The sequence below is a fragment of the Micromonospora sp. DT43 genome (genome assembly GCF_049841645.1).
Taxonomy (GTDB): domain Bacteria; phylum Actinomycetota; class Actinomycetes; order Mycobacteriales; family Micromonosporaceae; genus Micromonospora.
On the sequence record NZ_JBNCKR010000002.1, the window covers coordinates 745,715 to 771,659 of the forward strand.

Here is a 25,945-nt window from a genome sequence, read left to right on the forward strand (position 1 = left end):
TGGACGCTGAGGTGGCTGCGTGATGGCTACCAAGGCCAACCGCAACGTCGCCTCGGAGATCGCGTTCCTCAGCCGCGCCCTGAAGGCGCCGTCCCTGGCCGCCTCCGTCGAACGCCTGACAGAGCGGGCCCGGGCCGAGTCGTGGACGCATGAGGAATTCCTCGCTGCCTGCCTGCAACCTGCCTGCAACGCGAAGTCGCCGCCCGCGAGGCGGCAGCTACCGGTTCAAGGACCGCGACCTCGGCCGCGACCCCGCGGCCAACAAGACCAACGACTGAACATCAACAACCAGCGAGGGGGTCGACATCCGGCCGGAACAGAGGGGCCAAGGTTCAGCCGGCGTTGACATTCTCAGTCGGTCGTCCAACCAACTGAGTGCTGCCAGTCGGTTCCGGGCAGTTCAGCAAGTTGCTGTGCCTCTACCCGTCGAAGGGTCACCTGCGGTGCCAGCGGCGCGAGGCTCGGCATTTGCGGATCGGGTCGTATGTGCATCTGAAACCCCTTCTCCGCCAGGCAATAGACCAGGCCCACGTCGCTGGACACGAGTCGGTCGTCCGCGCGCCCCCAGCAGGACACCCTTCCGGAGGTCGGGTAGCCGGCGCCCGCCGTCCTCTGGACGAGTACGGTGACCGTACGGCCGTAGGGCCTGGCTGGTCGATCGGAGAGCTCGAGAAAGAGGTCCGGATGGCCCGGCTGGCCGGGATACGCGTCCGTCAGTTCGAAGCCGGGGATCTCCGGAACGACCAGCGGCACGCCGAGACCGCGAAAATCGTCGACTCGCCACCGCAGTTGACTGACGCGCTCGATGCCGACGACGGCGACGAACATGGCCACCACAGCGAGCACGGCGCCCACTCGGGCCACGCCCGGCAGCCGCCGACGAGTCGCCAACGCCAACGCGAGGTGCACACACAACGCAAACACAGCCCAGTAGCCGGTGGTTTCCCACCGGTCGCGCACCGACCCGCCGATGGCCACCCCAACCGGAATCAGGACTACCAGCAGGATCGGCACCAGGACATGCGTCAGATGGACTCCAAGTCCCCGTCGTCGCACCACCAACGTCCGTAGCACCGGTGACAACGCCGCGATGACACCTGCGGCGCAGAGTGACGCGGCGAGGGAGATGAACACTGGACCTATTGACATCGTCCAGTCCTGGTCGACCGTCCACAGCCCGACAGCCAACACGGCCGCGACCGAGACGGCCCCACATGCCAAAGCATGGAGCGTCTCGATCCGCAGGGCCGGAACGTCGACGCGGTCACCGATGAGGCCCGTCACGTCCTACCACCCCTCATTCTGAATGCTCAGCCGTCCCGTACTAAGGGATGTCTCGTAACTCGATTCCCGTGCTGGCCTGTTCAGGTGAGTCGTACCCCGTCGAGGAGCATGGTCAGGCCTCGCTGGTAGTACTCCTGCTCGTCGGGAAGTCCGAGGAAGAAGTCGGCGGTTTCGGTCAGGTGGGGGTAGTCCTGCGGGGAGAGTGACTTCAGCCGCGCGCGCTTGGCGTTGAGCAGGGACTCCCGCCGGGCCGGGTCGGCGACGGCGGTTTCACCCGGCTGGCGGATCACCAACCCGATCAACGCGTTGAGCAGGAAGATGCTCAGCTGCGCTGCGGCCACCGGCGAGTGCCCCTCGGCGCGCAGCAGTCCGATGACCCGCTCGGCCAGATCGATGCCGGCGTCCGTGCGCATGAAGCGGAGGGGTGCGATCTCGGCGAGGGCGGGGTGCGCGCGCAGGACACGCAGCAGGGCCGCCATCACCGTAGGCAGGTCGGGCTCGCTGTCGGCGGTCAGCTCCATTTCGCCGAGGATCCGCTCGACCAGCGCGTCGAGGAGGGCGTCCTTGCTCTTGAAGTGCCAGTACAGCGCCATGGGAGTGACGTTCCAGCTCGCAGCGACCCGGCGCAGCGTGACGGCGTCGAGCCCGTCCGCGTCCGCGATGGCGAGGGCTGTGGACAGGAGCTCGTCGTGATCGAGTCGCTCGGCGGCCGGGGGTCGGGGTGACATGAGGCTCACTATATCTCGTAAAGGGTGCGGTTGACGATCAAGCAACGAGGCGTTACCTTCGATATACAGCGTAAATTTACGCCATATAGTTAGAGGCGGGCATGAGTCTTCAACAAAGGGAGAACCCTGTGGCCCACACCATCGTCATGACCGGCGCGACTCGCGGGTTCGGCCGCGTCGCCGTCGAGCGCGTCCTTGACGGCGACCCTGAGGCGCACCTCGTGCTCCTGGCCCGTGGCGCCACGGGAAACGAGCTCGCCTCCCAGCTCCGCCACAACGGGCGCGCCGTGACATCGATCCCGACGGACCTGTTGTCGATGGGCAGCGTCCGCGCAGCAGCTGACGAGCTGATCCGACGGCTCGATACAGGAGATCTGCCGCCGCTGCGCGGATTCATCGGCAACGCCGGCCTGCTTTACACGAACAACGTCACAGAGAGCCCGGACGGATTCGAGGCGACATTCGCCGTCAACGTGCTCGCCAATCACGTCCTTCTCCGCCTTCTGCAGGATCGATTCGAGGTGCCGTCACGGATCGTCCTCACCGTCAGCGACGCGCACTTCGGCGACTTCCGCCACAACGCGGGAATGATGCCCGCGCCGTCCTGGCAGGATCCGGCCGGCCTGGCCCGCATCCGCGCGTTCCCGGAGGCCGACTCTGTCACGGCGGGAGGGACGGCTTACTCCACCAGCAAGCTCGCCGCGATTTACCTCATCCACGAGTACGCACGACGCCTGCCGCAGGGCGTCGACATTGTCGGCTACAACCCTGGATTCGTGCCCGGTACCGGCCTGAGCCGCGATGCAGGCGCAGCTGTCCGGTTCGTGGGGCGGCGGATCATGCCACTGATGACGCTGACCCCGATGGCGTCGAGCCAGAGAGTCGCCGGCCAGCGCCTCGCCGACGTCGCGCTCGGACGCGTCCCGGCACCTTCCGGTTCCTACATCGATCGCACACGAGTGGAGCGCTCGTCCAAGGAGTCCTACGACCCTGAACGTGAACGACAGCTTTGGGAGGCCGTAGAAGACCTGCGCTCCTCAGTCGCATCCTGAGAGACACCCCAGACGGTCAATGGATGCGTTCTGCACGCTCACCGATTGCGTCAGCAGTATCGCAGCCCCGTGACGGCAGCGAGTTACCCGAGTGGAAGCAGGACCACAACGCCAGGCATCGCAAAGTCCGGGCCCGTGTCGAACATGCCCTGGCCCGGCTCAAGACCTACAAGATCCCTACGCGACTACCGTCGCGCCGCCCGGACCTTGGCCCTCACCGCAACCGGTATCGCCCACCTGCACGACATCGCTCTGTTCAGCTGACCGGAAACCGGTGGCGAGCAACGCCTGCATCGAGTTACGAGACATCGCTTAGCCAGCAGGCCTCACTCGGGACCGCAAATCAGGTCACTCAACCGGGCGAGTCGATGCTGGTCCGAACCGAGCACCAGCCGCGCTGCTCCCAATCTGCTCCCAACGTAAGCCGCACATACCGCAAAGCCCGTTACCGATGACTCCGGTAACGGGCTTCCGACCTGCACAAACTGAGAGTGGGCGATGCTGGTATCGAACCAGCGACCTCTTCGGTGTGAACGAAGCGCTCTCCCACTGAGCTAATCGCCCTCAGCGCCCCTGACTCTACCCGATCGTGGAACCGGACCGGAAATCCGGGGTCAGTGCGTCGCGAGATACCGCATCGCCTCGGCCACCACGTCGACGCCGAAGCTGAGCTTGAGGGAGAGCCAGACCACCACGCCCACGAAGACCAGGCCGACGGCACCGAGCACGAAGCGCAGCGGCAGCGACTGTCGCGTCACCCACTGCGTCCAGCCGTGCACGTGTCGACGGGTGAAGCCGAGCAGCCGGCGGGCCCAGTGGTATTCGACGGCCCAGATCCCGAGGCCGGCGATGACGAGCAGCCAGCCCGGCCCGGGCAGCGGGATGAGGGCGATGCCGATGGTGACCACAAGCGCGCCAGCGATGGCGATGAAGATCTTCAGGGCGATCCGGCCGGTGGGGTTGGCGCGGATCAGGTCGAGGGTCGTGGAGACGCGGTCCCGCCAGCGTGGGCGCCGGGGCGGCTCTCCGACGACGGTGACCCCGCCGGGGCGGCCGGCGTCGGGCGTCGACCGTCCGGGTCGCTCGGGTTGCTCCATCGGCACGTCGTACCCCCGCTTTTCGGCTGCTCGGACCGCGACTTTCGGCGGACCGGGCGCGGCCACCGGATCCACTGAGGATCGGTTCGTGACCATTTCACCCCCCAGTGTCGCTCGGGCCCGTCACTGCAACGGCCGACTGGACGTTACCGGAGTAAGTCGACGACTGAGCCACCCGACGCCGGGCGGAATCACGCACTGGGCAGAACCGGAAATCCTACCTGAATGCTCACATTCACGCGGCCTTTCCGTCCCCCTTCCCACCACTGGGTGAAGTCAGCGTATGGCGGAGCGTAGCCAGGAGTAGCACCTGAGTATGGGAAAAGCGGGACACGCGCGTTCCGCAGCGGTGCCGGGGGGAGAACGTCCATGAGTGTCATCCGACCGACGACCGTAGAGGTCGAGACGTCGCTAAGGCTCGTCGCACCTGACGCCACCGCCTTGCCGGTGCGTGCCAGTCTGCGTTACGACCCTGCTGACCCGTATGCGGTCCATGTCCTGTTCCATGCCGAATCGGCAGGGGGCGAGGCGGTGAGCTGGTCGTTCGCTCGCGAACTTCTGGTCACCGGCCTGGACGAACCGGCCGGCATCGGCGATGTGCGGGTCTGGCCCTGGGCCACACCGCGCGGTGACTTCGTCGCGCTGGCCCTCTCGTCACCGGACGGCAACGCCCTCTTCGAGGTGCCGCGCAGCGTCCTGGTGCGTTTCCTTCGACGGACGTACGTCGTCGTCCCGCGCGGCCGTGAGGCCGAGCACCTGGACGTCGACACGGCGGTGAACCGGCTGCTCGCCGGTCGCTGAGCACCGCCCGAACGGGCAAAACCGGCCAGACGGGGCCGCGCGGATCTGCCGAGTCCGCGCGGCTCCGGCATACCCGGGGGTACGCGGGCAGCCCGACCCGGGTCGGCCGGAGGCGCCGCCCAGCCGGGGCCGACCGACCCAGATCAGCCGTGCGTGGTGATACCGCCGTCGACGGGGATGACCGCGCCGGTGAGGTACGCGCCGGCCCGTGAGGAGAGGTAGATGGCGGTGCCGGCCATGTCCTCCGGGCGCCCGATGCGGCCCAGCGGCACCTGCTGCTCGATCGCGGTCCGGCTCGCCGGATCGTTCAGGGCGAACGCCATCATCTTGCTCTCGAACGGGCCGGGCGCGATCGCGTTGACGGTGATCTGCTCGCCGGCCAGTTGGTGGGCGAGGCCGCGGGTGAGCATGTGCACGGCGGCCTTGGTGGCCGAGTAGGCGTACACCTCCATGGACGGCACCCGGATGCCGTCGATGGACCCGATGTTGATCACGCGGGCCGGGTCGTCGGCGCTGGCGGCGGCGCGCAGCGCCGGCAGCAGCGCGGTGGTGAGCCGGAAGACGGCCTTGACGTTTACCGCCCAGAGCTTGTCGAACGCGGCCTCCGGGTAGTCCTCCAACGGTGAGCCCCAGGTGGCGCCCGCGTTGTTGACCAGAACGTCCAGACGATCGACGCGCTCGCGGACGGCGGCGGCAAGCGTCTCGGCGCCCGCGTCGGTGCCCAGGTCGGCGGGGATCGCCTCGCAGTGGCCCTCGGCGGAGAGTTCCTCGGCGACCGTCGCGCAGACGTCCGCCTTGCGGGACGAGATGATCACGCGGGCGCCGGCCCGGACGAAGCCCTGGGCGATCATCAGCCCGATCCCCCGCGATCCGCCGGTGACCAGGACCGTCTTGCCTTCGACCGAGAACAGCTGCGTCATGCCCATCCCATCGCGTGTCGGCGGGTCCGCCGGGCGGTCGGGCGGACGGCGGACGCCACGCGGGCCACGGACCGCACAGCGCTACCGCCGGGTAACGTAGCCCGGCCGCGGGGATCGCGACAAGCCTCGACGCCGCCACGGAGATCGGGATGCGGTGACCTGCGGTTCGGGCTACCGTCGCAGACGATGGTCTCCACCGATCCCTCCCCCGCGCCATCGATCGGAACGGCGTCACCCGTACCCGACGAGATTTCCACCTTCGCGCTGGCCGACCTGGCCGGTGACCCCGGCTGGCGGCGTCCGGTGCTCGTCGAGCGGGAGCTGTTGATCCTCACCACCCGGGGTCACGGCGACGCCGAACTGGATTTCCACATGCTGCCCTGCCGACCCGGGACGCTGCTGCGGGTTCGCGCCGGTCAGGTGCTGCGCTGCGCCGGCCCGCAGTTCGACGCGACTGTGGTCGGCTGGACCGCCGGGGCGCTGGACGGCCTGGCCGTCGACCCGGACGCACCGCAGACGTGGCGGCAGTTGGCCGGTGAGGACGAGGACGCGGTGATCAACGAGGTGAGCCAGTTGGCTGTGGACTGCCAGCGGCACAGCGCCGGCCCCGCCGGTCGTGCGCTGCTGCGCCACCAGCTCGCCGTGCTCCTGCTGCGACTGGCGCTGCCCGGTGCAGCGGGGTCCGGGCACCGGCCGGAGGTCGAGACGTTCCAGCGGTTCTGCCGGGAGGTCGAGCACCGCTACCAGGTGACCCGACGGGTCGAGGACTACGCCGCCGCGCTCGGCTGCTCGGTGCGGACCCTGACCAGAGCCTGCCTGGCCGAGACCGGTCGCAGCGCCAAACAGGTCATCGACGAGCGGGTCGCGTTGCAGGCCGCCCGGCTGCTCGCCGCGAGCGACCACCCGATCGCGCAGATCGGCCGTGAGCTCGGCTTCTCCGAGCCGACCAACTTCGGTCGCTTCTTCACACGCGAGATCGGGGTCAGCCCCGGCGCGTTCCGCGCTGCCCGCGATCAGCCGCCCGCCGGCCGGGTCGTCCGACCCCGACCGGCGGTCGAGCCGACGGGTGCCAACGCTGGGCGGTTCCGCTCCGGCACTTCGGCCGACCCGGCCAACGGCGGTCACGCCACGCGGTCGGGGATGCCCGGTGGGTCGGGCGGCGGCACCGGGCGGGCATGATGACGAGGTGCAGATCTCCGCGCGCGGCGACTACGCGGTACGGGCGGCGCTGAGCCTCGCGGCCGCGTACCCCTCGCTGTTGTCCACCCAGGCCATCGCCGCCGAGCAGGACATGCCCCGCAAGTTCCTGGAGGCGGTCCTGGCCGATCTGCGCCGGGCCGGCATCGTGCGCGCCCAGCGCGGTGCCGAGGGGGGCTACACCCTCGCCCGTCCGCCCCGCGAGGTGACCGTCGGCGCGGTGCTGCGCGCGGTGGAAGGCCCCCTCGCGGGGGTACGTGGCCTGCGCCCGGAGGAGACCCGTTACGAGGGGGCGGCGGAGAACCTGCCTGGCCTCTGGGTCGCGGTACGCGCCGCCGTCCGGCGGGTGGTCGACGAGGTGAGCCTCGCCGAGATCGTCAGCGGGCGGCTGCCCGCGCACGTCCGCAGGCTCACCGCACTGCCCGACGCGTGGGAGCCCCGCTGACCCCTGTCACAGGGTGTGGATGACGTCGGCAGTGGGCAGGCGGGGCAGCCGATCGCGCCAGGCGTCCGGGCCAGGGTGGCCCACGTTCATCAGCAGCAGTGCCTCGTGCCGTCCGTCGGGAAAGAACTCCCGGGTCACCCCTGCGGCGTCGAACCCGGCCATCGGTCCGGCGGCCAGCCCCGCGGCGCGTACGCCCACCAGCAGGTAGCCGATCTGCAGGGTCGCGTTGAAGCGGGCCTGCTCGGCGCGGGCCGCCCGGTCGGCGAGCCAGTCGCGGGCCTGCGGGCGGTGCGGGTACAGCTCGGGCAGCCGCTCGTGGAAGTCCACGTCGGCGGCGAGCACCGCCACCAGCGGGGCGCTTGCCGTCTTCGCCCGGTTGCTCGACGACACGTGCGGCAGCAGCCGGGCCCGCGCCTGCGGCGAGCGCAGCAACAGCACCCGCAGCGGCTGCCCGTTGTACGCCGTCGGCCCGTACCGGATGAGGTCGTGGATCGCCGCGACCTGGGCATCGGTGACCGGCTCGTCGGTGAACGTGTTGGCCGTGCGGGCCGCCCGGAACAGCAGGTCCTGGGCGGCCCGGTCCAACGCGAACAGGTCGGCCGCGGCGGGCGCGGTCATGCCGGCACCGCCGTGGCGTAGCCGCCCTGGTGGCGTACCAGCGGTCGGCCGTCGCCGCCGTCGCTCAGGGCGAGCGGTTCGGCGATCACCAGCGTCTGGTCCCCGGCCGGGACGCGGTGCACCACCCGGCAGAGCAGCCGGGACAGCACCCCGGTCAGCAGCGGCACCCCGAACGGGCCGGGTGTCCAGTCGGGGTAGGCGGCGAACCGGTCGATGCCACCGGTGGCGAAGACCGTCGCGGCTTCCCGCTGCGCCGCGGCCAGCAGGTGGATCGCGACGTGCTCGGCGCGGGCCAGCACCGGCCAGCTCGACGACGCCACGTCGAGGCGGAAAGAGACGAGCGGCGGCTCCACCGAGACCGAGGTAAACGAGGTGGCGGTGAACCCGGCCCGGATCGGCGCGCCGATCCCGCCCAGGCGGGCCGGATCGGTGGCCCGGGCCACCGCCGTGACGACTGTGACGCTCGTGCCCTGTCGCAGCAGTACCGCACGGAACAGGTTCCGGTCCACCGGTCGCAGCTCGGCGGCGTCCGTGGCCGGACGCTCCACGGTGGTCATGCCGACGCCAGGGGCGGCGCGGCGTACGAGCTGGCCGGTCGGGGCAGGCCGCTGGCGGCCGTGCCGGTGGGCAGGGTCATCGCGAGGGTACGCAGAGGGCCACGTCGGGGTGGGGACATGAGGAGTCTCCTGATCTGTCGCACGATGGGTGTGCAGGGCACCCGGGTGGGGTGCCCGGAGGCACGCCGCTCCGCGGTGAGCGGGCGAGCGGTGAGGGTGCGGCGACGGAACCGAGCCGGGAGAACCGCTCAGCTCAACAGAGCGCGCTCGCGTGCCGGACGAGGTCGACGTGCACGCAAGCGATGAGGAGGAGGTCATCCCGCTGCGACATGACCCCATGCTGCCGCTGGTGGGATCGACAGGTCAACGGCCTTCCAGAAGGTGGGACTTCCATCGGTGCCGATGTTGGGAACTGCCCCGAGCAGTGTTTACCGCCGCGCAAGACCTATCTGGTGGATAGGAGTTGCCCAGCCGTGTCTCGCTACCGTCCACCGGGGACGCCGAGAGGGTTTCGGAATTCGCCCGTCCGGGAATGTTCGATCTCGACACGGCAGGGAACGGTGACGAGGGGAGTCCTCCGATGGGCCTCATGTTTCGCAAGCGCAAGAAGATCGGTCCGCTGATCCTGAACTTCACCGAGAACGGCTTCTCCTCGTGGAGCATCAAGATCGGGCGCTGGTCCTGGAACTCGAAGGCCCGGGCACACCGTGTCGACCTGCCGGGTCCGCTGTCCTGGAAGCAGGACAAGTCCCGGTCGTAGCGTCCCGGGAGTCGAGCGGGGTGCCGGTGATTCACCGGCACCCCGCTCGGCGTCTGCGCCGCCAACCCCGCACCGTCCTGGCCTCGTCGATCGCGCTCTCGGTCGACGTTGCGCGTGGAAGACCCCTTGCGCCGAGGCATGGGCGCACGATCGCGGAGGGACCGGGCCGCTCAGGGCGTGGGGGTGATGAGTTCGTCGCCGGCGAGCCGACCGGTGTCGCGTTCGCGGCGGACGTCGCCCGTGTTGACCAGGTCGGCGAGCGCCTGGTTGGCGTCGGCGGCGCGGTAGACGGTCGCGGTGAGGGTGTGCCGGCGCAGCTCGGTGACCGGCCGTGGCCCGCCCCGGCGCAGCTCGGCCAGCAACTGGCGGGCCAGCGGCTCCAGCGCCGGCTCCCCCGCCACGTCCACCGGCGGGGCCGCCGGATCGGCGGGGTCCCGGTAACGCACACCGAGTTCCGCCCCGACCGTCCACAGCGCCTCACGGACCGCCTCCAGGCTCCGATCCGAGCGGCTGCCGAACGCGACGACGCCGGCGGCGTCAGCTGTCGCGTCGGCCGCCAGCACCAATGCCACCTCGGCGACCAGCGGAAACCCGGCGGCGACGAGGGCCGCGCGGGCGGTGCTGCCGGCGTGCAGCAGCACCTCGCCGGTGCGGCCGTTGGTGGCGGCACCGAGCAGCGGCGGGGGCACCTCACCGGGCAGGTCCAGGAAGCAGAACAGCGGCGACCCGGCCGCGCCGGCGGCCTTCACCGCGACCGGCAGCCGGTCCGGACCGCCGGGCAGCAGGTGCACGGTCACCTCGGCCGGCAACTCCGCCTCGATCGGCCCGAGCCGGACCGGCAGGTCGGCGGCGTCGTCGGCAAGCACCAGCACCGTCACCTGGCGGCCGCGCACCTGGGCGGCGTGGCCGGCGACCACCCGCAGCACCGCCTCCGCTCCGCCGCCGTCGGCACCGGCCCAGGCCAACGCGACGGTTGCCCGCCGCGAGCGGTGCAGGGCGGCGGGCAGCCAGGTCGCCACCTGGCGGACCAGCAGCTCACGGAGAAAGTCGGTGGTCCGGTTGGTCGGCATCGGTCCGTTCTACCCTATGGCCGGCTCACGCCGGGACGGAGATCCCCACGCCACCGCGGGTCTGCCCGCCGTAGCGCTGCCGCTCGGCGGCCAGGTCGAGCCGGCCGATGCGCTTGCGGGCGGCCAGCGCGCCGTCGTCCAGCCGGTCGGCCGGGACCAGCCAGACCACCTCGAACTCCAGACCGTCCGGGTCCTGCCCGTAGAGGCTCTTGGTGGTGCCGTGGTCGGACGTGCCGGCCAGCGCCCCGGCGGCGGCGAGCCGCTCGGCGGTGGCGGCCAGCTCGTCGAGGGTGTCGACCTCCCACGCCAGGTGGTAGAGCCCGACGGTGGCCCGGCCGGCGGTGGATCGCCCGGCGGCCGCGCCGATCTCGAACAGGCCGAGGTCGTGGTCGTTGGTGGAGTCGGGGGCCTGGAGGAAGGTGGCGCCCCGGAAACCGTCCGGGGTCATCGCCACCGGGCGGAAGCCCAGCACGTCGCGGTAGAAGGCGACGCTGCGGGCGAGGTCACTGACGTAGAGGACCGCGTGGTTGAGCCGGTGGATACCCATGACCCGAGTCTAACGCCATTTAGTTGAGCGTTCAACCATTGCGGGTATGATGGCCGTCATGACCCGCTGGTTGAACCCCGACGAGCAGCGCACCTGGCGGGCGTTCCTCGCCGCCTCCCGGGCGCTGATGGACACGCTCGACCGTGACCTGCAACGCGATGCCGGCATGCCGCACGCCTACTACGAGATCCTGGTGCGGCTCTCCGAGGCCCCGGGTCGGCAACTACGGATGAGCGACCTCGCCGAGGCCGCGGGGTCGTCGCGCAGCCGGCTCTCGCACGCGGTGGCCCGCCTCGAGGCGGCCGGCTGGGTGCGCCGCGAGGACTGCCCCACCGACCGGCGCGGGCAGATCGCGGTGCTCACCGACGAGGGTTTCGCGATCCTCGCGGCCGCGGCCCCCGGCCACGTCGAGGGGGTACGACGACACCTGTTCGACGCGTTGAGCCCGGCCCAGGTCGACCAGTTGCGCCGGATCAGCGAGACGTTGGCCGAGCACCTGACCAGATCCTGACCGATCGGCACCGGCGCGGGTCTTGTACTTACCGTCGTCGGATGAGCACGATGGGGCGTGTCCTCCGGCTTCGACGAGTTGACTGACCAGGCGCACCACCTCGTGTCCACTGGCGACGTGGCAGGTGCGCAACGGCTGCTCTCCGACGCGCTCACCGACGCCGACCCCAGCCCGGCCAACGCCACACCCGAGCTGGCCGAGGCGGCCAGCCTCCAGGCGCGGGTGCTCGTCGCCCTCGGCGAGCCGCACTCCGCCCGAGGCTGGGCCGCCTTCGCGTACGCGGCCACCACCCGGTTGCACGGCCGCTCCGACCCCCGCACGGTTGCCGCGGCGGCCACCCTGGCCGCCGTGCTGCACCGGGTGGGCAGCCACTCCCGGGCCGCCCGGCTCTACCAGGAAGTCATCATCGAGCTGACCGCGCAGGACGGCCCCGAGTCGCTGCGGGTGCTGGCCGCGCACGCCGACCTCGCCACCGTCGAGTACGCCCGCGGCCAGTGCACGGTGGCCCGCGACCGCCTTCAGGACGCCTGGGAGCTGCACCGCGAGGTGTACGGCGACGGTCACCCGAGCGGCATCAAGATGCTGGCCCGGCTCGGCGCCATGCAACGCGACTGTGGGCAGTTCGCCGAGGCGCACGACAACCTGGCGCTGGCCCGCGAGTTGTGCCGGCAACACCTGGCCGCCGACGACCCACTGGCTCTGCAGGTGGCGGCTCTCGCCCGGGCGGCGGCCAACCCGGACCACGTCTGCGCGGACGACGCGCCAGCCGACCGGGACGCCCCGGTGGTGCCGGCCGCGCGTACCGCGCCGCACAGCGACCGGCCGGTCGAGTCCGCCTACTACCCACCCGCGCCCCCGCCGCGCCAGGTCGAGGAGGAGGTGCCCGCTCCGGCCTACCGCGACGACGAGTCATGGGCCTCGCACGGGGTCGGCGGGGTGCCGAGCCCCCGGGTCCCGGCCGACGAGCCGGACGGGTCGTCGGGCTTCCACTGGCCGCCGGACCCGCCATACGACGAGCCGGCCCCGCACCCCACCGTCGGGCCGGTGCCCCCATCGGTGGCCGGGTTCACCGGCAGCGAAGAGGCGTACGGCGTCTACCGGCTGCACCGCCCCGGCGCGTCGGGCCAGCCGGATCAACAGGCCCCGCCGTACGCGCCACTGGAGCCGTACACGCCGTCCCGGCTGTTGCCGGTGCCCGTGCACCGCGCGCCGACACCGCCGCGCAACCGGCTGGTGCCGGTGCTGGTGGCCGGCGTGGTCGTGGTGCTGCTGGGCACGGCGGCGGTGATCGCCGGGGTGGCGCGGGTCGGCGACGGGGACGACCCGTTGCCGGGGCCGACCAACGGCTCCCCCAGCGCCGGCCCGACCGGCACGGGCGCGCCGGCCACCAGCGGTGGCACCGGTCCGGATGGCACGGCACCGCCCGTGGCCGCACCCGGCACCCCGCCCGGCGCGGTGAGCCTGCGCGACAACCGGGACAACATCGCTCTGCGCTGGACGTACCCGGCCGGCGGCGAGGGGCCTGTCGTGGTCTCGGCCGGCCGGGCCGGGCAGGAGAAGACGGCAATCGCCACGCTGCCCGCGGGCACCGACAGTTACATCGTCTACGCGCTGAACCGCGCCAACGACTACTGCTTCACCGTGGCCGTCGTCTGGTCCACCGACACCGTCGCAAGCGCCAACCAGGTCTGCACCCGCCGCCGCTGACCTCCCGACCGGCCCACCACCCTGGTCATGGTCTGTGGACCGCCGGTCCCCGCTCGCCCTCGGGCGGAAGTGCCGGCAGCAGCAGGCACACCCGCAGCCCCGACCGGCCGTCGGCGTCGGTCAGGGTGATGGTGCCGCCCGCGCGGCGGACCAGCTCCCACACGATGGCGAGACCCAGGCCCGCGCCGCCGTCGTCGCGGCCCCGGCCGTCGTCCAGCCTGGTGAACCGGTCGAAGACCCGTTGCCGGTCGGCAGCCGGAATCCCCGGGCCGTCGTCGGTCACCGTCACCAGGTGGTACGCGGCCTCCCAGTGCGGCTCGGCCGTGAGGATCACGCTGCCCCGCGCGTGGCGGGCCGCGTTGTCGACGAGGTTCGACAGCACCCGCCGCAGCTCGGCCGCGTTTCCTGCCGTCCACAGCGGGCCCGACGCCGGCACGAGGAGCACCGGCGGTGAGGGATAACGGGCGGCGACCTCGGCCACCAGCGCGCCCACGTCGACCGGGCCGGTCCCCCGCGCCGGTGGCATCTCGTCCAGGCGGGCCAGCAGCAGCAGATCGTCGACCAACCGGCTCAACCGCTCGGTGTCGGCGAGCAGGTTGACGGTCACCGTCGTCCAGTCCGTCCGGTCGGCGAGCCGCTGGGCCACCTCCAGCTCGGTGCGGATGTTGGTGAGCGGGCTGCGCAGCTCGTGTGCCGCGTCCGAGACGAAGGCCCGCTGCCGGGTCCGCGCCGACTCCAACCGGTCCAGCATCCCGTTGAGGGTGACCGCCAGCCGATGGATCTCGTCGGCAGAGGCGGGCACCGGCAGGCGGCCACCCGCCGCTCGGCCGGTGATCTCCTCGGCGCTTCGACGCAGCGCCTCCACGGGCCGCAACGTCGCACCGACCACCCGCCACGCCACCCCGGCCAGGATCGCCACCAACAGCGGGAAGGCCACCAGCAGGATGGTCCGTACCACGTGCGTGCCCTGCCGGACGTCGGCCATCGACCGGGCGACCAGGACGGTGAGCGGATCGGCTGCCGTGCCGGCGGGTACGGCGACCACCCGAACCGGGCCGGCGAGCCCGGCCCGCTCAGCCGGCACCACCAGACGCTGACGGTGACCGGCGTCCAACCGCTCGGGGCGGACCATCGGAACCAGCCGGTCCGCGTCGATCGAGGCGGCCCGGATCCGACCCTGCGCGTCGATCACCTGGACCCGGACCTGCCCACCGGCCACCGGCAGCGGGTCGGGCAGCGCGTCCTCGGCGGCGAGCAGGGCGACGGCGTCGGCAGTCCGGAACGCCTCGGTGTCCACCGTGCGCTGGAGCAGGAAGCCGAGCGCGCCCAGCAGCACCGCACCGCCGAGGGCAAGGCCCACGGTGAGGCCGACCACGCCGAGCGCCATGAGCCGTCCTCGCAGACCCAGCCTGCGCAGGCCCCATCCGGGTAACCGGCGGCCGCCCAGCGGGTCGGCCGTTGTCACGTCGCCAACCGGTAGCCGGCGCCCCGGACGGTCTCCAGCCGGTCCCGGCCGAGCTTGCGGCGCAGGTAGCCGACGTACACCTCGACCACGTTGGGTGCCGTCTCCAGGCTGGCGTCCCACACGTGGTCCAGCAGCTCGATCTTGGAAATAACCTGACCGGGGCGACGCATCAGGTAGTCCAGCAACGCGAACTCCCGCGCGGTCAACGCCACCTCGGCGTCGGCGCGGGTCACCCGTCGGCGCGCCGGGTCCAGCCGCAGGTCGCCGACGCTCAGCACGGTCGGACGTTCCGGCGCTCCCCGGCGCAGCAGGGCTCGCAGGCGGGCCAGCAGCACCACGTACGAGAAGGGCTTGGTCAGGTAGTCGTCGGCGCCGCAGTCCAGGCCGTCGGCCTGGTCGTACTCGCCGTCCTTGGCCGAGAGCATCAGGACCGGCAGCCAGTGTCGCTCGGCGCGCAGCCGGCGGACCAGCTCGTAGCCGGACAGCCCGGGAAGCATCACGTCGAGGATCATCGCGTCGTATTCGCCGTGCCGCGCCGCGTCCAGGCCGGCGGGACCGGTGGCCGCCACGTCGACCGCGAACCCCTCCGCCTGCAGGCCGCGTTGCAGGGCAGCCGCCAGCCGGGCCTCGTCCTCCACCACCAACACCCGCACGCCTCAAGGGTGCCACCCGGGTCAAAGCCGGCGTCCTCAGCGCCTTCACAGGGCCGAGGAGGCAGGATGTCGGGCAGGAGGTGCCACCATGTCCGTCCTGAGAAGCCGTCCCGTTCTGCGCTGGTTGGTCCCGGCTGCCGCCGGTGTCGTCGTCATCGGCGGAGGCGCCGCAGTCGGCACGTTCGCCGCCGAGGCGGAGCCGAGCCTGCCGCCACGTACCGCCGCCCAGCTCCTGGTGGATCTTCAGACCTCCCAGTTGGAGGGGTTGTCCGGGACTGTCGTGCAGCGCGCCGACCTCGGTCTGCCTCCGCTGGTGGGGCTGATTCCCGGCAACGACCTGACGACACTGCTGACCGGTACGCACACCCTGCGGGTCTGGTATTCCGGCCCGGATCGGCAGCGCGTCGCGCTGCTGGACACCCTCGGCGAGCAGGACGTCATCCGCAACGGCCGGGACGTGTGGACCTGGGAGAGCCGGGGCAACACCGCGCGCCACCGCACGCTTGGCGACGCGCGCACGACCGGGAAGCCGGGTCACGCGGCGACGCCGAGTCTCCCCGCCACCCCACAGGAGGCCGCCGACCTGGCGTTGGGCGCGATCGACCCGAGCACCGAGGTAAGCGTCGGCCGCTCGGCCACCGTCGCCGGGCGGGACGCGTACGAGCTGGTGCTCCAGCCGCGCGACAGTGACTCGCTGGTGCACCAGCTGCGGATCGCGATCGACGCGAAGCAGCACGTGCCGCTGCGCTTCGAGGTGCTCGCCAAGGGCAGCGACCAGCCGGCGTTCGAGATGGCCTTCACCCAGGTCGACTACCGGCATCCCGACGCCGACCAGTTCGCCTTCAACCCGCCGCCCGGAGCGACCGTGACCGAGGAGACCGAGAAGACGGCTGAGAAGCCGCCGGCGCAGGCCGCGCGGGGCGGGAACCCGCAGGTGCGTGCCGTGGGCGAGGGCTGGGCCACCGTCCTGGTCGCGCGCCTCGACGAGACCCCGGGCAGGGCGGCCGCCGGTGCGCCTGCCGGCGCCGCGCCGCCCGCGGACGTGTCGAAGCTGCTCGGCGGGCTGCCCGCGGTCAGTGGGGACTGGGGCAGCGGCCGGCTGCTCACCAGCAAGTTGTTCAGCGTCCTGCTCACCGACGACGGTCGGGTGCTCGCCGGAGCTGTCACTCCCGAGCGGCTCTACCAGGTCGCTCGCGGCTGACGCCTCGAAGCTCCCACGCCGGGTCGACCTGATGGTCGGCCCGGCGTTCCTCGTTGTGTGACAGGAATCGGGCCGGTCGGCTTGGTGACAGCCGGCGGACCGCGCTATCTTCAACAATTCGAGGACACTTCGAGGGCACAAAAAAGAACGGCATAAAAGCCGTTCCTGCAAGACATTCTAATCTTTAGGGAGACGGCTTGTCAAGGCACTCCGGCGGTACCGGTGAATTGCCGCTCGACGACGAGATCGGCCGCGAGCAGGAGTACGTCTCGATGCTCTACGACCGGCTGGACGGGCTGCGTGAGCAGGCCGCCCACCGGCTCACCGACGCGCTGCGCAGCACCGGCGGCACCCTGCAGGATCGCTCCCAGCGCGACAGCTCGGTGGCGATGTACGCCGACCAGGTCGAGCAGTTCTCCGCCGTGGAGAATGGCCTCTGCTTCGGCCGGCTCGACGGCGACGACGACTCCCGCCGCTACATCGGCCGGATCGGGATCTTCGACACCAGTGGTGACTACGACCCACTGTTGATGGACTGGCGGGCCCCCGCCGCGCGTCCGTTCTACCTCGCCACCGCCGCCAACCCGCAGGGCGTACGCCGGCGGCGGCACCTGCGCACCCGCCAGCGCAAGGTGACCGGGCTCAACGACGAGGTGCTCGACATCGACAGCGCCTCCCCCGGCGGGCACGAGGAGCTGACCGGCGAGGCGTCGCTGCTCGCCGCCCTCAACGCCGGTCGGACCGGCCGGATGCGCGACATCGTGGAGACCATCCAGGCCGAACAGGACGGGATCATCCGCGCCGACCTGCCCGGCGTCATGGTGGTCCAGGGTGGCCCCGGCACCGGCAAGACGGCTGTCGCGCTGCACCGGGCGGCGTACCTGCTCTACACACACCGGCGGGAGCTGTCCAGCCGAGGTGTGCTGTTGGTGGGCCCGAACGCGACGTTCCTGCGCTACATCTCCCAGGTGCTGCCCACGCTTGCCGAGACGGGCGTGCTGCTGCGTACCCAGGGTGATCTGTTTCCGGGGGTGAGCGCCCAGCGCGTCGAGCCGGCCGAGACTGCGGCGCTCAAGGGCCGCGCGGTGCTCGCCGAGGTGCTGGCGCTTGCCGTGCGGGACCGGCAGTGGGTGCCGGACGAGCCGCTGGAGATCGAGGTGGAGCGGGAGGTGCTCACCCTCGACCCGGAGACGGTCCGCGCCGCCAGGGACCGGGTACGCCGCACCGATCGGCCGCACAATCTGGCGCGGGCGCTGTTCGACGTGGAGATCGTGCACGCGCTCGCCGACCAGGTGGCGGAGCGGATCGGCGCCGACCCGCTGGGCGGGGACAACCTGCTCGACGAGGCCGACCGCGCCGAGATCCGCCGCGAGCTGCGCGAGGAGACGGAGATCGAGGCCGCCCTCGACCGGCTCTGGCCGGTGCTCACCCCGCAGCGCCTCCTCGCCGACCTGTACGCCGACCCGGACCGGATCGCCGCCGCCACGCCGATGCTCACCGACGCCGAGCGGGCCCGGCTGCATCGCGAGCCGGGCGGCTGGACGCCCGCCGACGTGCCGCTGCTGGACGAGGCCGCCGAGCTGCTCGGCGAGGACGAGCGGGCCGCCGCCGCCCGCCGGGACCGCATCCGCATGATGGAGCGGGAGTACGCCGAGGGCGTGCTGGAGATCGCCCGGGGTTCCCGCTCGATCGACGTCGAGGACGAGGCCGAGGGCGGTGAGATCCTCGGCGTGACCGACCTGATCGACGCCGACCGCCTGCTGGAGCGGCAGGAGGAGGCCGACCGGCTGACCACCGCGCAGCGCGCCGCCGCCGACCGGACGTGGGCGTTCGGCCACGTCATCGTGGACGAGGCGCAGGAGTTGTCACCGATGGCGTGGCGGCTGCTGATGCGCCGGTGCCCGAGCCGGTCCATGACGATCGTCGGGGACGTGGCGCAGACCGGCGCGCTCGCCGGGACGCCCTCCTGGGCCGACGCCCTCGCCCCCTACGTGGCGCAGCGCTGGCGGCTGACCGAGTTGACGGTCAGCTATCGCACGCCGGCCGAGATCATGGCGGTCGCCGCCGACGTACTGACCCTGATCGATCCGGCGCTGCGACCGCCGCGCTCGGTGCGCGAGAGCGGCGTACCACCGTGGGACCGTGCGGTGCCCGACGAGCAGCTCCCCGCGGAGCTGGTGTCGGCGGCGACGCGTGAGGCCGCCGGGCTGGCCGAGGGTCGCCTCGGCGTCATCGTGCCGGCAAGCCGAGTGGACGCGCTCGGCACGGCGCTGACCGCGGCGCTTCCGGAGGCCACGGTGGGCGAGCACCCGGAGCTGGAGAGCCGGGTGGTCGTGCTGACTGTCGCGCAGGCCAAGGGGCTGGAGTTCGACTCGGTGCTGGTGGTCGACCCGGACCGGATGGTGGCCGAGTCGCCGCGCGGGCGTAGCGACCTGTATGTCGCTCTCACCCGGGCCACCCAGCGCTTGGGCGTCCTACGCCCCGCCAGTTGATCATGAGGTTGGCGGGGGCCCGAGTGATCGAAGCCCCCGCCCACCTCGTGATCGACGGGCCGGGAGGCGTGCGGCGCCCCGAGAACGGGGCGCCGCAACGCGTCAGTCTCCGGCCTTGTCCCTGATGGACTTCGCCGGCCCGGTCGCCGACGTGGACTGGTCGCTGGTGCCGCCGCCCATCGGGGTGCTCAGACCGCCCGTGGTGGCGTCCCCGGTCGTCGTCGGGGCCACCTTGCCGGGGTGCCGCTCCGGTTGGCGGGCCACCCGACGCACGCTGGCCGGGCCGGCCGTGCCGCCGGTGGTGGTCACCGCGCCCTGGCCGCCGACAGGGCCGCCGTCGCGCAGCACCTGCGGATCGATCCGCTCCTTCGCCGGGTCGAACGGGTCGTCTCGCTGGATCTGGCTCTCGATGTCGGTACGGGGCAGCGTCACCTCGTCAAGGGCGCCCTCGCCGTACACGCCGCCGGCGATCCGGTTCTCGGCCTGCCGGGCGGCGTCCTGCCGCATGTCGTCCTCACGCACGTTCATCACCTCGCAGAAGCTGTGGAACTGACTGCGTGCCCGGTGACCCGTCGGTCAAACCCGCAGTACGCCCGCCCACCGGGAACCGGACATCCGGCGTGATCGGCCGCTCTGGGCACTGCCCGTCCGGGTGACCAGCCGGCCCGGCCGCCGCGGATTCTTTTCCCGGCGGAGGACGTGTTACCTGGTCGGCGGCCTCGGGTAGTCGGGGGGTGTCCCCGCCGAGAACGCGAACCGTGCCGTGGCCGAAACGCGGTAGCGGGGCGAGGGAACGCAGGTACGACTCATCGCATCCTGAGGAGGACCAGATGAGCACGCAGGCTGCTTCCACCCGGCCGATGAACCGGCCGATGTCGGACGTGCAGAACCCCGCTTCGATGCGGGAGACGCAGCAGATGCCGGCAATGCGCGACGGGCACCGAGACCCGATGCCGTCGCCGGGTACGGAGACCAAGCAGGCGTTCCTGACGACGGAATTCTGGGTCTACGCCGCTGCCGTCGCGCTCGTGGTGATCGCCGCGTTCTGGAAGGGCACCACAGCGAACGGCCTGAACATCAACGACCCGAACCGGGCCTGGCTGTTCCTGACCATCCTGACCGGTGGTTACCTGGTCAGCCGTGGCCTGTCGAAGGCCGGCTCTCAGCGCCGGTCGGGCAGGGAGCGGAGCATGCGCGGGCGTTGACGCCGCCGCACGTGAACAGTGGCCTCCGGGAGACTTCTCCCGGAGGCCACTGCCGTCGTGTGTGGACCGCTTACTCGTCGCCGCCGAAATCGCCGAAGTCGCCGCCGAAGTCGCCCTCGAAGGCGTCCTCGATCAGCTCGCCGGCGACCAGCCCGCCGGCGACACCGAGCGCCGCGCCGGCCACCATGCCGCCCATACCGCCGTGCCCGCGGCCATGACCGTGGCCGTGGCCGTACTGGGAGCGCAGGCTGCCGTAGCGCGACGTCGTCTCACGCAGCCACCCGTCGACGACCTGCGCCCAGTCGACGCGGTCGACGTCGGCGTGGGACACCTGGTAGCGGCCGAACGCGTCGTGGCCGGCGCTGAGGAAGCCGCCCCGCTTGTCACACTCCAGGATCACCTCGACACCACGCTGGCTGGTCACGAAGGTCAGCTCGACCTCCGTGATCGTGCCCGCGTACTGCGGGGCGGCGAAGAACTCGATCTCCTGGTAGAACGGCAGCGTCTGCTGTACGCCCCGGATGTGACCGCGCTCCAGGTCGGCGTGCTTGAACCGGAAACCGAGCCGCTGGAACGCCTCCAGGATCCGCTCGTGCACCGGCAGCGGGTGCACCGCCACGTGGTCCAGGTCGGTCTTGTCCACCGCGCGGGCCACCGACAGCTCCGTCCGCAGGCCCATCGTCATGCCGTGCAGACGCTGGCCGTACACGTCGGTGATCGGGGTCTCCCACGGCACCGGGAGCTGGAACGGGATCGACAGCTCCTGCTTGGGCGCGAGCTGGAACGCGCCGCTCACGGCCATCCGGTGAAACTCCATGGTGCCCGCGTACTCCGTGTCGTGGCCCTCGACCTCGACCCGCGTGACCAGGCCGATCACCACCTGCTCGATGGCCGCCGGGCTGTCACCGCCAACGAGGTTGACCTGACCGTCGAGGGTCAGACCGGGCCGGGTGTTGGGGTTGGTCAGCACGGTGTCCACACTCGGACCACCCACGCCGAACGCGCTCAACATCTTCTTGAAGACCATCGAAAACTCCTGTGTTGGAGTCGGACGTTGACTCGACGGGCACCCTATCCAGTACCCCTGTGAGGTGGCTGTGAAGTGCCGTGGTTCGACAGCGCTTGATCGACTCGGGTTCCTGGAAGGCGGGGTGTCCCGCCGAAGAGGACACCCCGACTTCCAGGAACCCGAGAGGATCACGTCTCCACGACTACCAGTTCGCCGACCTGTTCGCCGATCGTGGTACGCGCGTCCGTGGGCAGCCCCCGGTCGGTGATCAGCACGTCGGCCGCCTCCAGCGGGGCGATCGTGGCGATGCCTATCGTCTCCCACTTGGTGTGGTCGGCGAGCACCACGAGCCGGCGGGCCGCGCCGATCAGGCACCTGTTGACGCCGGCCTCCAGCAGGTTCGGCGTGGTGAAGCCGGTACGCGGGCTGATCCCGTGCACACCCAGGAAGAGCAGGTCGACGTTGAGCGCGCTGATCGCGGCCTCGGCCACCGGGCCGGTCAGCGCGTCCGAGGGCGTACGGATGCCGCCTGTCAACACGACGGTCTGGTCGGCGCGCGGGCTCTGGTAAAGCGCGTCGGCCACCGGGATCGAGTTGGTCACCACGGTCAGCCCGTGCACGTCGGAGAGCAGGGTGGCCAGCGCGGCGGTGGTCGTCCCGGCGGACAGCGCGATCGCCATCCCCGGCTCCACCATCGTCGCCGCCCGCTCGGCGATGGCCCGCTTCTCGGCCTGCTGGCGGATCGACTTCGCGGCGAACCCGGGCTCCTCGGCCGAGCCCGGCCCCGCGAGGGTCGCGCCGCCGTGGACCTTGTCCACGAGGCCGCGCTCGGCCAGCGCCTCCAGGTCACGCCTGATCGTCATGTCGGATACACCGAACCGGCTGACCAGGTGACTCACCCGCACGCCGCCGCGCTGCCGGATCAGATCGAGGATGGCGGTCTGCCGCTGCTGGGCGAGCATGGGGGGAACCTCCTTCGTACCGTGACTGTCGTCGGAATCAGGTCCGATCCTCACGGACGACCGCCACCTCACCGGCCGGCAGGGTCAGTTCACCGGCACACCGGGTCCCGGTCAACAGTTCGTCGCCGTGCGCCGGAAGCCGTACCTCCTCGTCGGTGTGGTTGATGACGAACAGCCAGCTCCGCTCGCCGTCGCGCCGTCGTACCACCTCCACCCCGGTCGGTGCCTGCGCCGCCGGGCGGACGCCGGCCTCGTCGAGCAGCCGAGCGACGAGCCGGTCGGTGGCCTGCTCGTCGAGGCGGGTGCCGACGTACCACGCGGCACCCGCGCCCACCGGCCGCCGGGTCAGCGCCGGCACACCCGGCAAGGGCCCATCGGTGTACGACGTCAGCACCTCGGCGTCGTCGGCGTGCAGCCACTCGGTCCACACGTCGGCGGTGCTGCCGTCGTCGAGTCGGACCCGCTCGCCCTCGCGCAGTGGGAAGAACTCCTCGGTCCGTACGCCCAGCAGGTTCCGGAACGCGCCCGGGTAGCCGCCCAGCCGGATGTGGTCGTCGGGGTCCACGATGCCGCTGAAGTAGGTGACGGCAGCCGTGCCGCCGGCCTCGACGAACCGGCGCAGCGCGTCGGCGTCGGCGTCCCGGACCAGGTAGAGGGTGGGCACCAGGACCAGGCGGTAGCCGCTGAGGTCGGCCGACGGGTGAACGATGTCGGCGGTCACGCCGGCCCGCCAGAGGGCCCGGTAGAGGGCGTTCAGTCGGTCGTCGTACCGGATGTCGGCGCTGGGGTGGGAATCCAGCTCGACTCCCCACCACGCCTCCCAGTCGAACAGGATGGCCACGTCCGCGTCCACCCGACTGCCGCGTACCTCGGCGAGGGCCTTGAGGTCGGCGCCGAGTTGGCAGACCTCGCGGAACACCTTGGTGTCCGGCCCGGCGTGCGGCACCAGCGCGGAGTGGAACTTCTCGGCGCCGGCCCGGGAGGCCCGCCACTGGAAGAACAGCACGCCGTCGGCGCCGCGGGCGACGTGCGCCAGACTGTTGCGGCGGAGTTGACCGGGCAGCTTGGCCACGTTGCGCGGCTGCCACTGGACGGCGCTTGTGGAGTGCTCCATCAACAGCCACGGATCGCCGCCGGCGACGCCCCGGGTGTGGTCGGCGGCGAGCGACAGACCGAGGTGCGCCTGCGGGTCGGCGGCGGTCAGGTAGTGGTCGTTGGACACGAGGTCCACGTCGTCGGCCCAGGACTGGTAGTCCATGTGCTTGACGCCCATGCCGATCATGAAGTTGGTGGTGACCGGCTGGCGGACGAGCGTCTTGAGCACCTCGCGTTCGGCGCGCAGTTGGGCGCGCAGCTCGTCGGAGGAGAAGCGCAGGTAGTCGAGTTGCTGCGTGGGGTTGGCGAAGGCGGTCACCGTGCGCGGCGGGTTGATCTCGGCCCAGTCGCCGTAGTGCTGGCTCCAGAAGGCCGTGCCCCAGGCGTCGTTGAGCCGATCCAGGTCGCCGTAGCGTTCCCGCAGCCACCGCCGGAACGCATCGGCGCTGACGTCGCAGAAGCAGTGCGCGTTGTGGCAGCCCAGCTCGTTCGAGACGTGCCACATGACCACTGCGGGATGCTCGGCGTACCGGCCGGCGACCGCGCGCACCAGCTCCAGGGAGCGCTCGCGGAAAACCGGGGAGCTGGGGCAGTACGCCTGCCGGCCGCCCGGCCAGAGGATCGTGCCGTCGGCCTGTCGGGGCAGCATCTCCGGGTGCGCCCGGGCCAGCCAGGGCGGCGGGCTGGCGGTGGCGGTGGCCAGGTCGACCTGGATACCGCCGTCGTGCAGGAGGTCCAGCACTCGGTCCAGCCAGCCGAACTCGAACCGGCCTGGGGCGGGCTCCAGCAGAGCCCAGGAGAAGATGCCGACGGAGACCAGGTTGACCCCGGCCCGGCGCATCAGCTCGATGTCCTCCGACCAGGTCTCTTCGGGCCACTGCTCCGGGTTGTAGTCGCCGCCGAAATAGATGCCGTTCCCCTGCCATCGCCGCATGACAGGTGAGGGTGCACCCGCCGCCGCACCGAAGTCAACAGGTTCCAACATCGACTTTCTTTACAACGTTTACCACGTAACAGCCGTATCACGAGTGGGTTATCGGAGGCGAACGGCCCTCTTGACAGCGGCCTACGGAGGGGTAGCTTGAGGCCCCACTGGCCGATCGTGTTCGCCAATGTGGATTCTCGGTGGATCACGATGCGTATTTCCAAGGCCGGACCCGCTCCTCACCACCCTGACGGCCCTCGGGCGTAGCACCTCTTCATCCGCAGGAGGCACAGATGTCCCGTCCCCGATCCCAAGCCGAGTACCTGGCTCGGCTCGTACCGCCCTCCGTCGCCGGCATCAACCGACGGTCACTGCTGGCCGGCGCGGCCGGCACGGGCGCGCTGCTCGGCACCGGCCTGCTCGCCGGCTGCGGCGACGACTCCGGCTCCGGCGGCGGGTCCAGCAAGGACGTGTCGCTCGGATCCAACCAGTCCGACCCGAAGCCCAAGGACGTCCTCGCGAAGGTCGCCGACGGGTTCAAGACCTCGTCGGGCGTTCAGGTCGCGGTGAACACGGTCGATCACAACACGTTCCAGGAGAACATCAACAACTACCTCCAGGGCAAGCCGGACGACGTCTTCACCTGGTTCGCCGGCTACCGGATGCGCTTCTTCGCGCAGAAGGGCCTGGCCAGCGACATCAGCGACGTGTGGGGCAAGATCTCCGGCTACTCCGACGCCTTCAAGAAGGCGTCCACCGGCGACGACGGCAAGCAGTACTTCGTTCCGGCGTCGTACTACCCGTGGGCCGTCTTCTACCGCAAGTCGGTCTGGCAGCAGCACGGCTACCAGGTACCCACCACGCTGGACCAGTTCACCGCGCTCGGCGCGCAGATGAAGAAGGACGGACTGACTCCGATCGCCTTCGCCGACAAGGACGGCTGGCCGGCGATGGGCACCTTCGACATCCTCAACCTGCGGATCAACGGCTACCAGTTCCACGTCGACCTGATGGCCGGCAAGGAGGCCTGGACCTCCGACAAGGTCAAGAAGGTCTTCGACACCTGGGCCGGCCTGCTCCCCCTGCACCAGCCGGACAGCCTCGGCCGCACCTGGCAGGAGGCCGCGCAGTCGTTGCAGCAGAAGAAGAGCGGCATGTACCTGCTCGGTCTGTTCGTCGGTCAGCAGTTCAGCAACGACGAGCAGAGCGACCTCGACTTCTTCACGTTCCCGGAGATCGACCCGTCCATCGGCGCGAAGGCCCTGGACGCCCCGATCGACGGCTACATGATGGCCCGCAAGCCCAAGAACGAGGACAACGCCCGCAAGCTGATGGAGTACTTCGGCGGCAAGACCGCTGCGGACATCACGGTCAAGAGCGACCCGACCACCCTGGTCGCCAACACCGGCGCCGACGTCAGCGGCTACACCGCCCTGCAGAAGAAGGCCGCAGAGCTGGTCGGGTCGGCCACCGAGATCGCGCAGTTCCTCGACCGCGACACCCGGCCGGACTTCGCCTCCACGGTGATGATCCCGGCGATCCAGCAGTTCATCAAGAACCCCAAGGACATCGACGGTCTCACCTCGTCCATCGAGAACCAGAAGAAGTCGATCTTCACTGACTGACGGCGGAAGGGGGAGGACA

Annotated in this window: 26 protein-coding genes, 1 tRNA gene and 2 pseudogenes; 13 read left to right on the forward strand and 16 right to left on the reverse strand. The window is 71.1% G+C overall.

The window, feature by feature from the left end:
* Positions 1–22: 22 nt before the first annotated feature.
* Positions 23–178: pseudogene (locus ACLQ26_RS07475) on the forward strand (IS21-like element ISAau2 family helper ATPase IstB); the annotation flags it as partial.
* Positions 179–351: 173 nt separating this feature from the next.
* Here ACLQ26_RS07475 and ACLQ26_RS07480 read toward each other — a convergent pair.
* Complete coding sequence (locus ACLQ26_RS07480) at positions 352–1,284, reverse strand: hypothetical protein (RefSeq protein WP_425743719.1); 933 nt, start codon at positions 1,282–1,284, stop codon at positions 352–354.
* An 80-nt stretch (positions 1,285–1,364) separates the two neighbouring features.
* The gene (locus tag ACLQ26_RS07485; protein WP_425743720.1) at positions 1,365–2,012 is read right to left on the reverse strand and encodes a TetR/AcrR family transcriptional regulator; all 648 of its coding nucleotides are present in this window, start codon (positions 2,010–2,012) and stop codon (positions 1,365–1,367) included.
* A 128-nt stretch (positions 2,013–2,140) separates the two neighbouring features.
* Here ACLQ26_RS07485 and ACLQ26_RS07490 point away from each other — a divergent pair, with 128 nt between their 5' ends.
* Entirely contained in the window at positions 2,141–3,064 is a 924-nt protein-coding gene (locus ACLQ26_RS07490) for an SDR family NAD(P)-dependent oxidoreductase (protein ID WP_425743721.1), read from the forward strand.
* A gap of 62 nt (positions 3,065–3,126) precedes the next feature.
* Positions 3,127–3,328, forward strand: a pseudogene (locus ACLQ26_RS07495) (IS5/IS1182 family transposase); the annotation flags it as partial.
* Positions 3,329–3,556: 228 nt separating this feature from the next.
* Here ACLQ26_RS07495 and ACLQ26_RS07500 read toward each other — a convergent pair.
* Positions 3,557–3,628, reverse strand: a tRNA-Val gene (locus ACLQ26_RS07500).
* A gap of 50 nt (positions 3,629–3,678) precedes the next feature.
* Positions 3,679–4,257, reverse strand: coding sequence for a TIGR02611 family protein (locus ACLQ26_RS07505; RefSeq protein WP_425743722.1), 579 nt, complete (start codon positions 4,255–4,257; stop codon positions 3,679–3,681).
* A 273-nt stretch (positions 4,258–4,530) separates the two neighbouring features.
* On the opposite strand from ACLQ26_RS07505, the gene ACLQ26_RS07510 reads away from it, so the two are divergent.
* A complete protein-coding gene (locus ACLQ26_RS07510) occupies positions 4,531–4,962 on the forward strand; it encodes an SsgA family sporulation/cell division regulator (protein WP_007457244.1) in 432 nt (143 codons plus the stop codon).
* A 143-nt stretch (positions 4,963–5,105) separates the two neighbouring features.
* On the opposite strand, the gene ACLQ26_RS07515 is transcribed toward ACLQ26_RS07510, so the two are convergent.
* Positions 5,106–5,882, reverse strand: coding sequence for an SDR family oxidoreductase (locus tag ACLQ26_RS07515; RefSeq protein WP_425743723.1), 777 nt, complete (start codon positions 5,880–5,882; stop codon positions 5,106–5,108).
* A gap of 186 nt (positions 5,883–6,068) precedes the next feature.
* On the opposite strand from ACLQ26_RS07515, the gene ACLQ26_RS07520 reads away from it, so the two are divergent.
* Positions 6,069–7,061 carry a helix-turn-helix transcriptional regulator gene (locus ACLQ26_RS07520; protein WP_425743724.1) on the forward strand — a complete coding sequence of 331 codons (993 nt, stop codon included), beginning with the start codon at positions 6,069–6,071 and terminating at the stop codon, positions 7,059–7,061.
* Positions 7,062–7,068: 7 nt separating this feature from the next.
* Positions 7,069–7,524: an RrF2 family transcriptional regulator gene (locus tag ACLQ26_RS07525; RefSeq protein WP_425743725.1), complete on the forward strand. Its 456-nt coding sequence runs from the start codon at positions 7,069–7,071 to the stop codon at positions 7,522–7,524.
* Between the two features lie 6 nt (positions 7,525–7,530).
* Here the strand turns inward: ACLQ26_RS07525 and ACLQ26_RS07530 are convergent, their stop codons facing one another.
* From ACLQ26_RS07530 to ACLQ26_RS07540, 3 genes are read right to left on the reverse strand one after another with little or no spacing between them, the layout of a single operon-like run.
* A complete protein-coding gene (locus ACLQ26_RS07530; RefSeq protein ID WP_425743726.1) occupies positions 7,531–8,142 on the reverse strand; it encodes a malonic semialdehyde reductase in 612 nt (203 codons plus the stop codon).
* Positions 8,139–8,699 carry a flavin reductase family protein gene (locus ACLQ26_RS07535; RefSeq protein WP_425743727.1) on the reverse strand — a complete coding sequence of 187 codons (561 nt, stop codon included), beginning with the start codon at positions 8,697–8,699 and terminating at the stop codon, positions 8,139–8,141. Before ACLQ26_RS07535 ends, ACLQ26_RS07530 begins: the two co-directional genes overlap by 4 nt.
* Positions 8,696–8,818 carry a hypothetical protein gene (locus ACLQ26_RS07540; RefSeq protein ID WP_425743728.1) on the reverse strand — a complete coding sequence of 41 codons (123 nt, stop codon included), beginning with the start codon at positions 8,816–8,818 and terminating at the stop codon, positions 8,696–8,698. The genes ACLQ26_RS07535 and ACLQ26_RS07540 overlap by 4 nt, the downstream gene beginning before the upstream one ends.
* Before the next feature lie 461 nt (positions 8,819–9,279).
* Here ACLQ26_RS07540 and ACLQ26_RS07545 point away from each other — a divergent pair, with 461 nt between their 5' ends.
* Positions 9,280–9,459 carry a DUF4236 domain-containing protein gene (locus tag ACLQ26_RS07545; protein WP_007457220.1) on the forward strand — a complete coding sequence of 60 codons (180 nt, stop codon included), beginning with the start codon at positions 9,280–9,282 and terminating at the stop codon, positions 9,457–9,459.
* Positions 9,460–9,629: 170 nt separating this feature from the next.
* Here ACLQ26_RS07545 and ACLQ26_RS07550 read toward each other — a convergent pair whose 3' ends face one another.
* Together ACLQ26_RS07550 and ACLQ26_RS07555 are read right to left on the reverse strand one after the other, a co-directional pair.
* The gene (locus ACLQ26_RS07550; protein ID WP_425743729.1) at positions 9,630–10,529 is read right to left on the reverse strand and encodes a hypothetical protein; all 900 of its coding nucleotides are present in this window, start codon (positions 10,527–10,529) and stop codon (positions 9,630–9,632) included.
* 25 nt (positions 10,530–10,554) lie between these two features.
* A complete protein-coding gene (locus ACLQ26_RS07555) occupies positions 10,555–11,076 on the reverse strand; it encodes a VOC family protein (RefSeq protein WP_425743730.1) in 522 nt (173 codons plus the stop codon).
* Positions 11,077–11,125: 49 nt separating this feature from the next.
* Between ACLQ26_RS07555 and ACLQ26_RS07560 the strand changes: the two genes are divergently transcribed.
* Positions 11,126–11,587, forward strand: coding sequence for a MarR family winged helix-turn-helix transcriptional regulator (locus ACLQ26_RS07560; RefSeq protein WP_363682937.1), 462 nt, complete (start codon positions 11,126–11,128; stop codon positions 11,585–11,587).
* 57 nt (positions 11,588–11,644) lie between these two features.
* The gene (locus ACLQ26_RS07565; RefSeq protein WP_425743731.1) at positions 11,645–13,294 is read left to right on the forward strand and encodes a tetratricopeptide repeat protein; all 1,650 of its coding nucleotides are present in this window, start codon (positions 11,645–11,647) and stop codon (positions 13,292–13,294) included.
* Between the two features lie 25 nt (positions 13,295–13,319).
* Here the strand turns inward: ACLQ26_RS07565 and ACLQ26_RS07570 are convergent, their stop codons facing one another.
* Together ACLQ26_RS07570 and ACLQ26_RS07575 are read right to left on the reverse strand one after the other, a co-directional pair.
* Positions 13,320–14,681 carry an ATP-binding protein gene (locus ACLQ26_RS07570; RefSeq protein ID WP_425743732.1) on the reverse strand — a complete coding sequence of 454 codons (1,362 nt, stop codon included), beginning with the start codon at positions 14,679–14,681 and terminating at the stop codon, positions 13,320–13,322.
* A gap of 74 nt (positions 14,682–14,755) precedes the next feature.
* Complete coding sequence (locus ACLQ26_RS07575) at positions 14,756–15,412, reverse strand: response regulator transcription factor (protein WP_425743733.1); 657 nt, start codon at positions 15,410–15,412, stop codon at positions 14,756–14,758.
* 88 nt (positions 15,413–15,500) lie between these two features.
* Between ACLQ26_RS07575 and ACLQ26_RS07580 the strand changes: the two genes are divergently transcribed.
* Both ACLQ26_RS07580 and ACLQ26_RS07585 read left to right on the forward strand, forming a co-directional pair.
* Complete coding sequence (locus ACLQ26_RS07580; RefSeq protein ID WP_425743734.1) at positions 15,501–16,613, forward strand: LolA family protein; 1,113 nt, start codon at positions 15,501–15,503, stop codon at positions 16,611–16,613.
* Between the two features lie 197 nt (positions 16,614–16,810).
* The gene (locus ACLQ26_RS07585) at positions 16,811–19,105 is read left to right on the forward strand and encodes a HelD family protein (protein ID WP_425743735.1); all 2,295 of its coding nucleotides are present in this window, start codon (positions 16,811–16,813) and stop codon (positions 19,103–19,105) included.
* A gap of 102 nt (positions 19,106–19,207) precedes the next feature.
* Here the strand turns inward: ACLQ26_RS07585 and ACLQ26_RS07590 are convergent, their stop codons facing one another.
* On the reverse strand, positions 19,208–19,627 hold the full coding sequence (locus ACLQ26_RS07590) for a hypothetical protein (RefSeq protein ID WP_363682491.1): 420 nt from the start codon (positions 19,625–19,627) through the stop codon (positions 19,208–19,210).
* Between the two features lie 395 nt (positions 19,628–20,022).
* Here ACLQ26_RS07590 and ACLQ26_RS07595 point away from each other — a divergent pair, with 395 nt between their 5' ends.
* The gene (locus tag ACLQ26_RS07595) at positions 20,023–20,310 is read left to right on the forward strand and encodes a hypothetical protein (RefSeq protein ID WP_393295670.1); all 288 of its coding nucleotides are present in this window, start codon (positions 20,023–20,025) and stop codon (positions 20,308–20,310) included.
* 70 nt (positions 20,311–20,380) lie between these two features.
* On the opposite strand, the gene ACLQ26_RS07600 is transcribed toward ACLQ26_RS07595, so the two are convergent.
* From ACLQ26_RS07600 to ACLQ26_RS07610, 3 genes are all read right to left on the reverse strand, one after another.
* On the reverse strand, positions 20,381–21,337 hold the full coding sequence (locus tag ACLQ26_RS07600; protein ID WP_425743736.1) for a sporulation protein: 957 nt from the start codon (positions 21,335–21,337) through the stop codon (positions 20,381–20,383).
* Between the two features lie 170 nt (positions 21,338–21,507).
* Positions 21,508–22,281 (reverse strand): DeoR/GlpR family DNA-binding transcription regulator, encoded by a 774-nt coding sequence (locus ACLQ26_RS07605; RefSeq protein ID WP_425743737.1) that lies wholly within the window; start codon positions 22,279–22,281, stop codon positions 21,508–21,510.
* A gap of 37 nt (positions 22,282–22,318) precedes the next feature.
* Positions 22,319–24,310: a beta-galactosidase gene (locus tag ACLQ26_RS07610; protein WP_425743738.1), complete on the reverse strand. Its 1,992-nt coding sequence runs from the start codon at positions 24,308–24,310 to the stop codon at positions 22,319–22,321.
* A 284-nt stretch (positions 24,311–24,594) separates the two neighbouring features.
* Here ACLQ26_RS07610 and ACLQ26_RS07615 point away from each other — a divergent pair, with 284 nt between their 5' ends.
* A complete protein-coding gene (locus ACLQ26_RS07615) occupies positions 24,595–25,926 on the forward strand; it encodes an ABC transporter substrate-binding protein (protein ID WP_007457188.1) in 1,332 nt (443 codons plus the stop codon).
* Positions 25,927–25,945: the final 19 nt, after the last annotated feature.

What these genes read in the sequence shown, in the direction of transcription:
- ACLQ26_RS07530 (WP_425743726.1), bottom strand. Translation starts at nt 8,142, where the DNA reads ATGACCGCGCCCGCCGCGGCCGACCTGTTCGCGTTGGACCGGGCCGCC.
- ACLQ26_RS07560 (WP_363682937.1), top strand. Translation starts at nt 11,126, where the DNA reads ATGGCCGTCATGACCCGCTGGTTGAACCCCGACGAGCAGCGCACCTGG.
- ACLQ26_RS07600 (WP_425743736.1), bottom strand. Translation starts at nt 21,337, where the DNA reads ATGGTCTTCAAGAAGATGTTGAGCGCGTTCGGCGTGGGTGGTCCGAGT.
- ACLQ26_RS07520 (WP_425743724.1), top strand. Translation starts at nt 6,069, where the DNA reads ATGGTCTCCACCGATCCCTCCCCCGCGCCATCGATCGGAACGGCGTCA.
- ACLQ26_RS07485 (WP_425743720.1), bottom strand. Translation starts at nt 2,012, where the DNA reads ATGTCACCCCGACCCCCGGCCGCCGAGCGACTCGATCACGACGAGCTC.
- ACLQ26_RS07550 (WP_425743729.1), bottom strand. Translation starts at nt 10,529, where the DNA reads ATGCCGACCAACCGGACCACCGACTTTCTCCGTGAGCTGCTGGTCCGC.
- ACLQ26_RS07540 (WP_425743728.1), bottom strand. Translation starts at nt 8,818, where the DNA reads ATGTCCCCACCCCGACGTGGCCCTCTGCGTACCCTCGCGATGACCCTG.
- ACLQ26_RS07505 (WP_425743722.1), bottom strand. Translation starts at nt 4,257, where the DNA reads ATGGTCACGAACCGATCCTCAGTGGATCCGGTGGCCGCGCCCGGTCCG.
- ACLQ26_RS07615 (WP_007457188.1), top strand. Translation starts at nt 24,595, where the DNA reads ATGTCCCGTCCCCGATCCCAAGCCGAGTACCTGGCTCGGCTCGTACCG.
- ACLQ26_RS07580 (WP_425743734.1), top strand. Translation starts at nt 15,501, where the DNA reads ATGTCCGTCCTGAGAAGCCGTCCCGTTCTGCGCTGGTTGGTCCCGGCT.
- ACLQ26_RS07555 (WP_425743730.1), bottom strand. Translation starts at nt 11,076, where the DNA reads ATGGGTATCCACCGGCTCAACCACGCGGTCCTCTACGTCAGTGACCTC.
- ACLQ26_RS07595 (WP_393295670.1), top strand. Translation starts at nt 20,023, where the DNA reads ATGCCGGCAATGCGCGACGGGCACCGAGACCCGATGCCGTCGCCGGGT.
- ACLQ26_RS07605 (WP_425743737.1), bottom strand. Translation starts at nt 22,281, where the DNA reads ATGCTCGCCCAGCAGCGGCAGACCGCCATCCTCGATCTGATCCGGCAG.
- ACLQ26_RS07610 (WP_425743738.1), bottom strand. Translation starts at nt 24,310, where the DNA reads ATGCGGCGATGGCAGGGGAACGGCATCTATTTCGGCGGCGACTACAAC.
- ACLQ26_RS07545 (WP_007457220.1), top strand. Translation starts at nt 9,280, where the DNA reads ATGGGCCTCATGTTTCGCAAGCGCAAGAAGATCGGTCCGCTGATCCTG.
- ACLQ26_RS07535 (WP_425743727.1), bottom strand. Translation starts at nt 8,699, where the DNA reads ATGACCACCGTGGAGCGTCCGGCCACGGACGCCGCCGAGCTGCGACCG.
- ACLQ26_RS07570 (WP_425743732.1), bottom strand. Translation starts at nt 14,681, where the DNA reads ATGGCGCTCGGCGTGGTCGGCCTCACCGTGGGCCTTGCCCTCGGCGGT.
- ACLQ26_RS07510 (WP_007457244.1), top strand. Translation starts at nt 4,531, where the DNA reads ATGAGTGTCATCCGACCGACGACCGTAGAGGTCGAGACGTCGCTAAGG.
- ACLQ26_RS07515 (WP_425743723.1), bottom strand. Translation starts at nt 5,882, where the DNA reads ATGACGCAGCTGTTCTCGGTCGAAGGCAAGACGGTCCTGGTCACCGGC.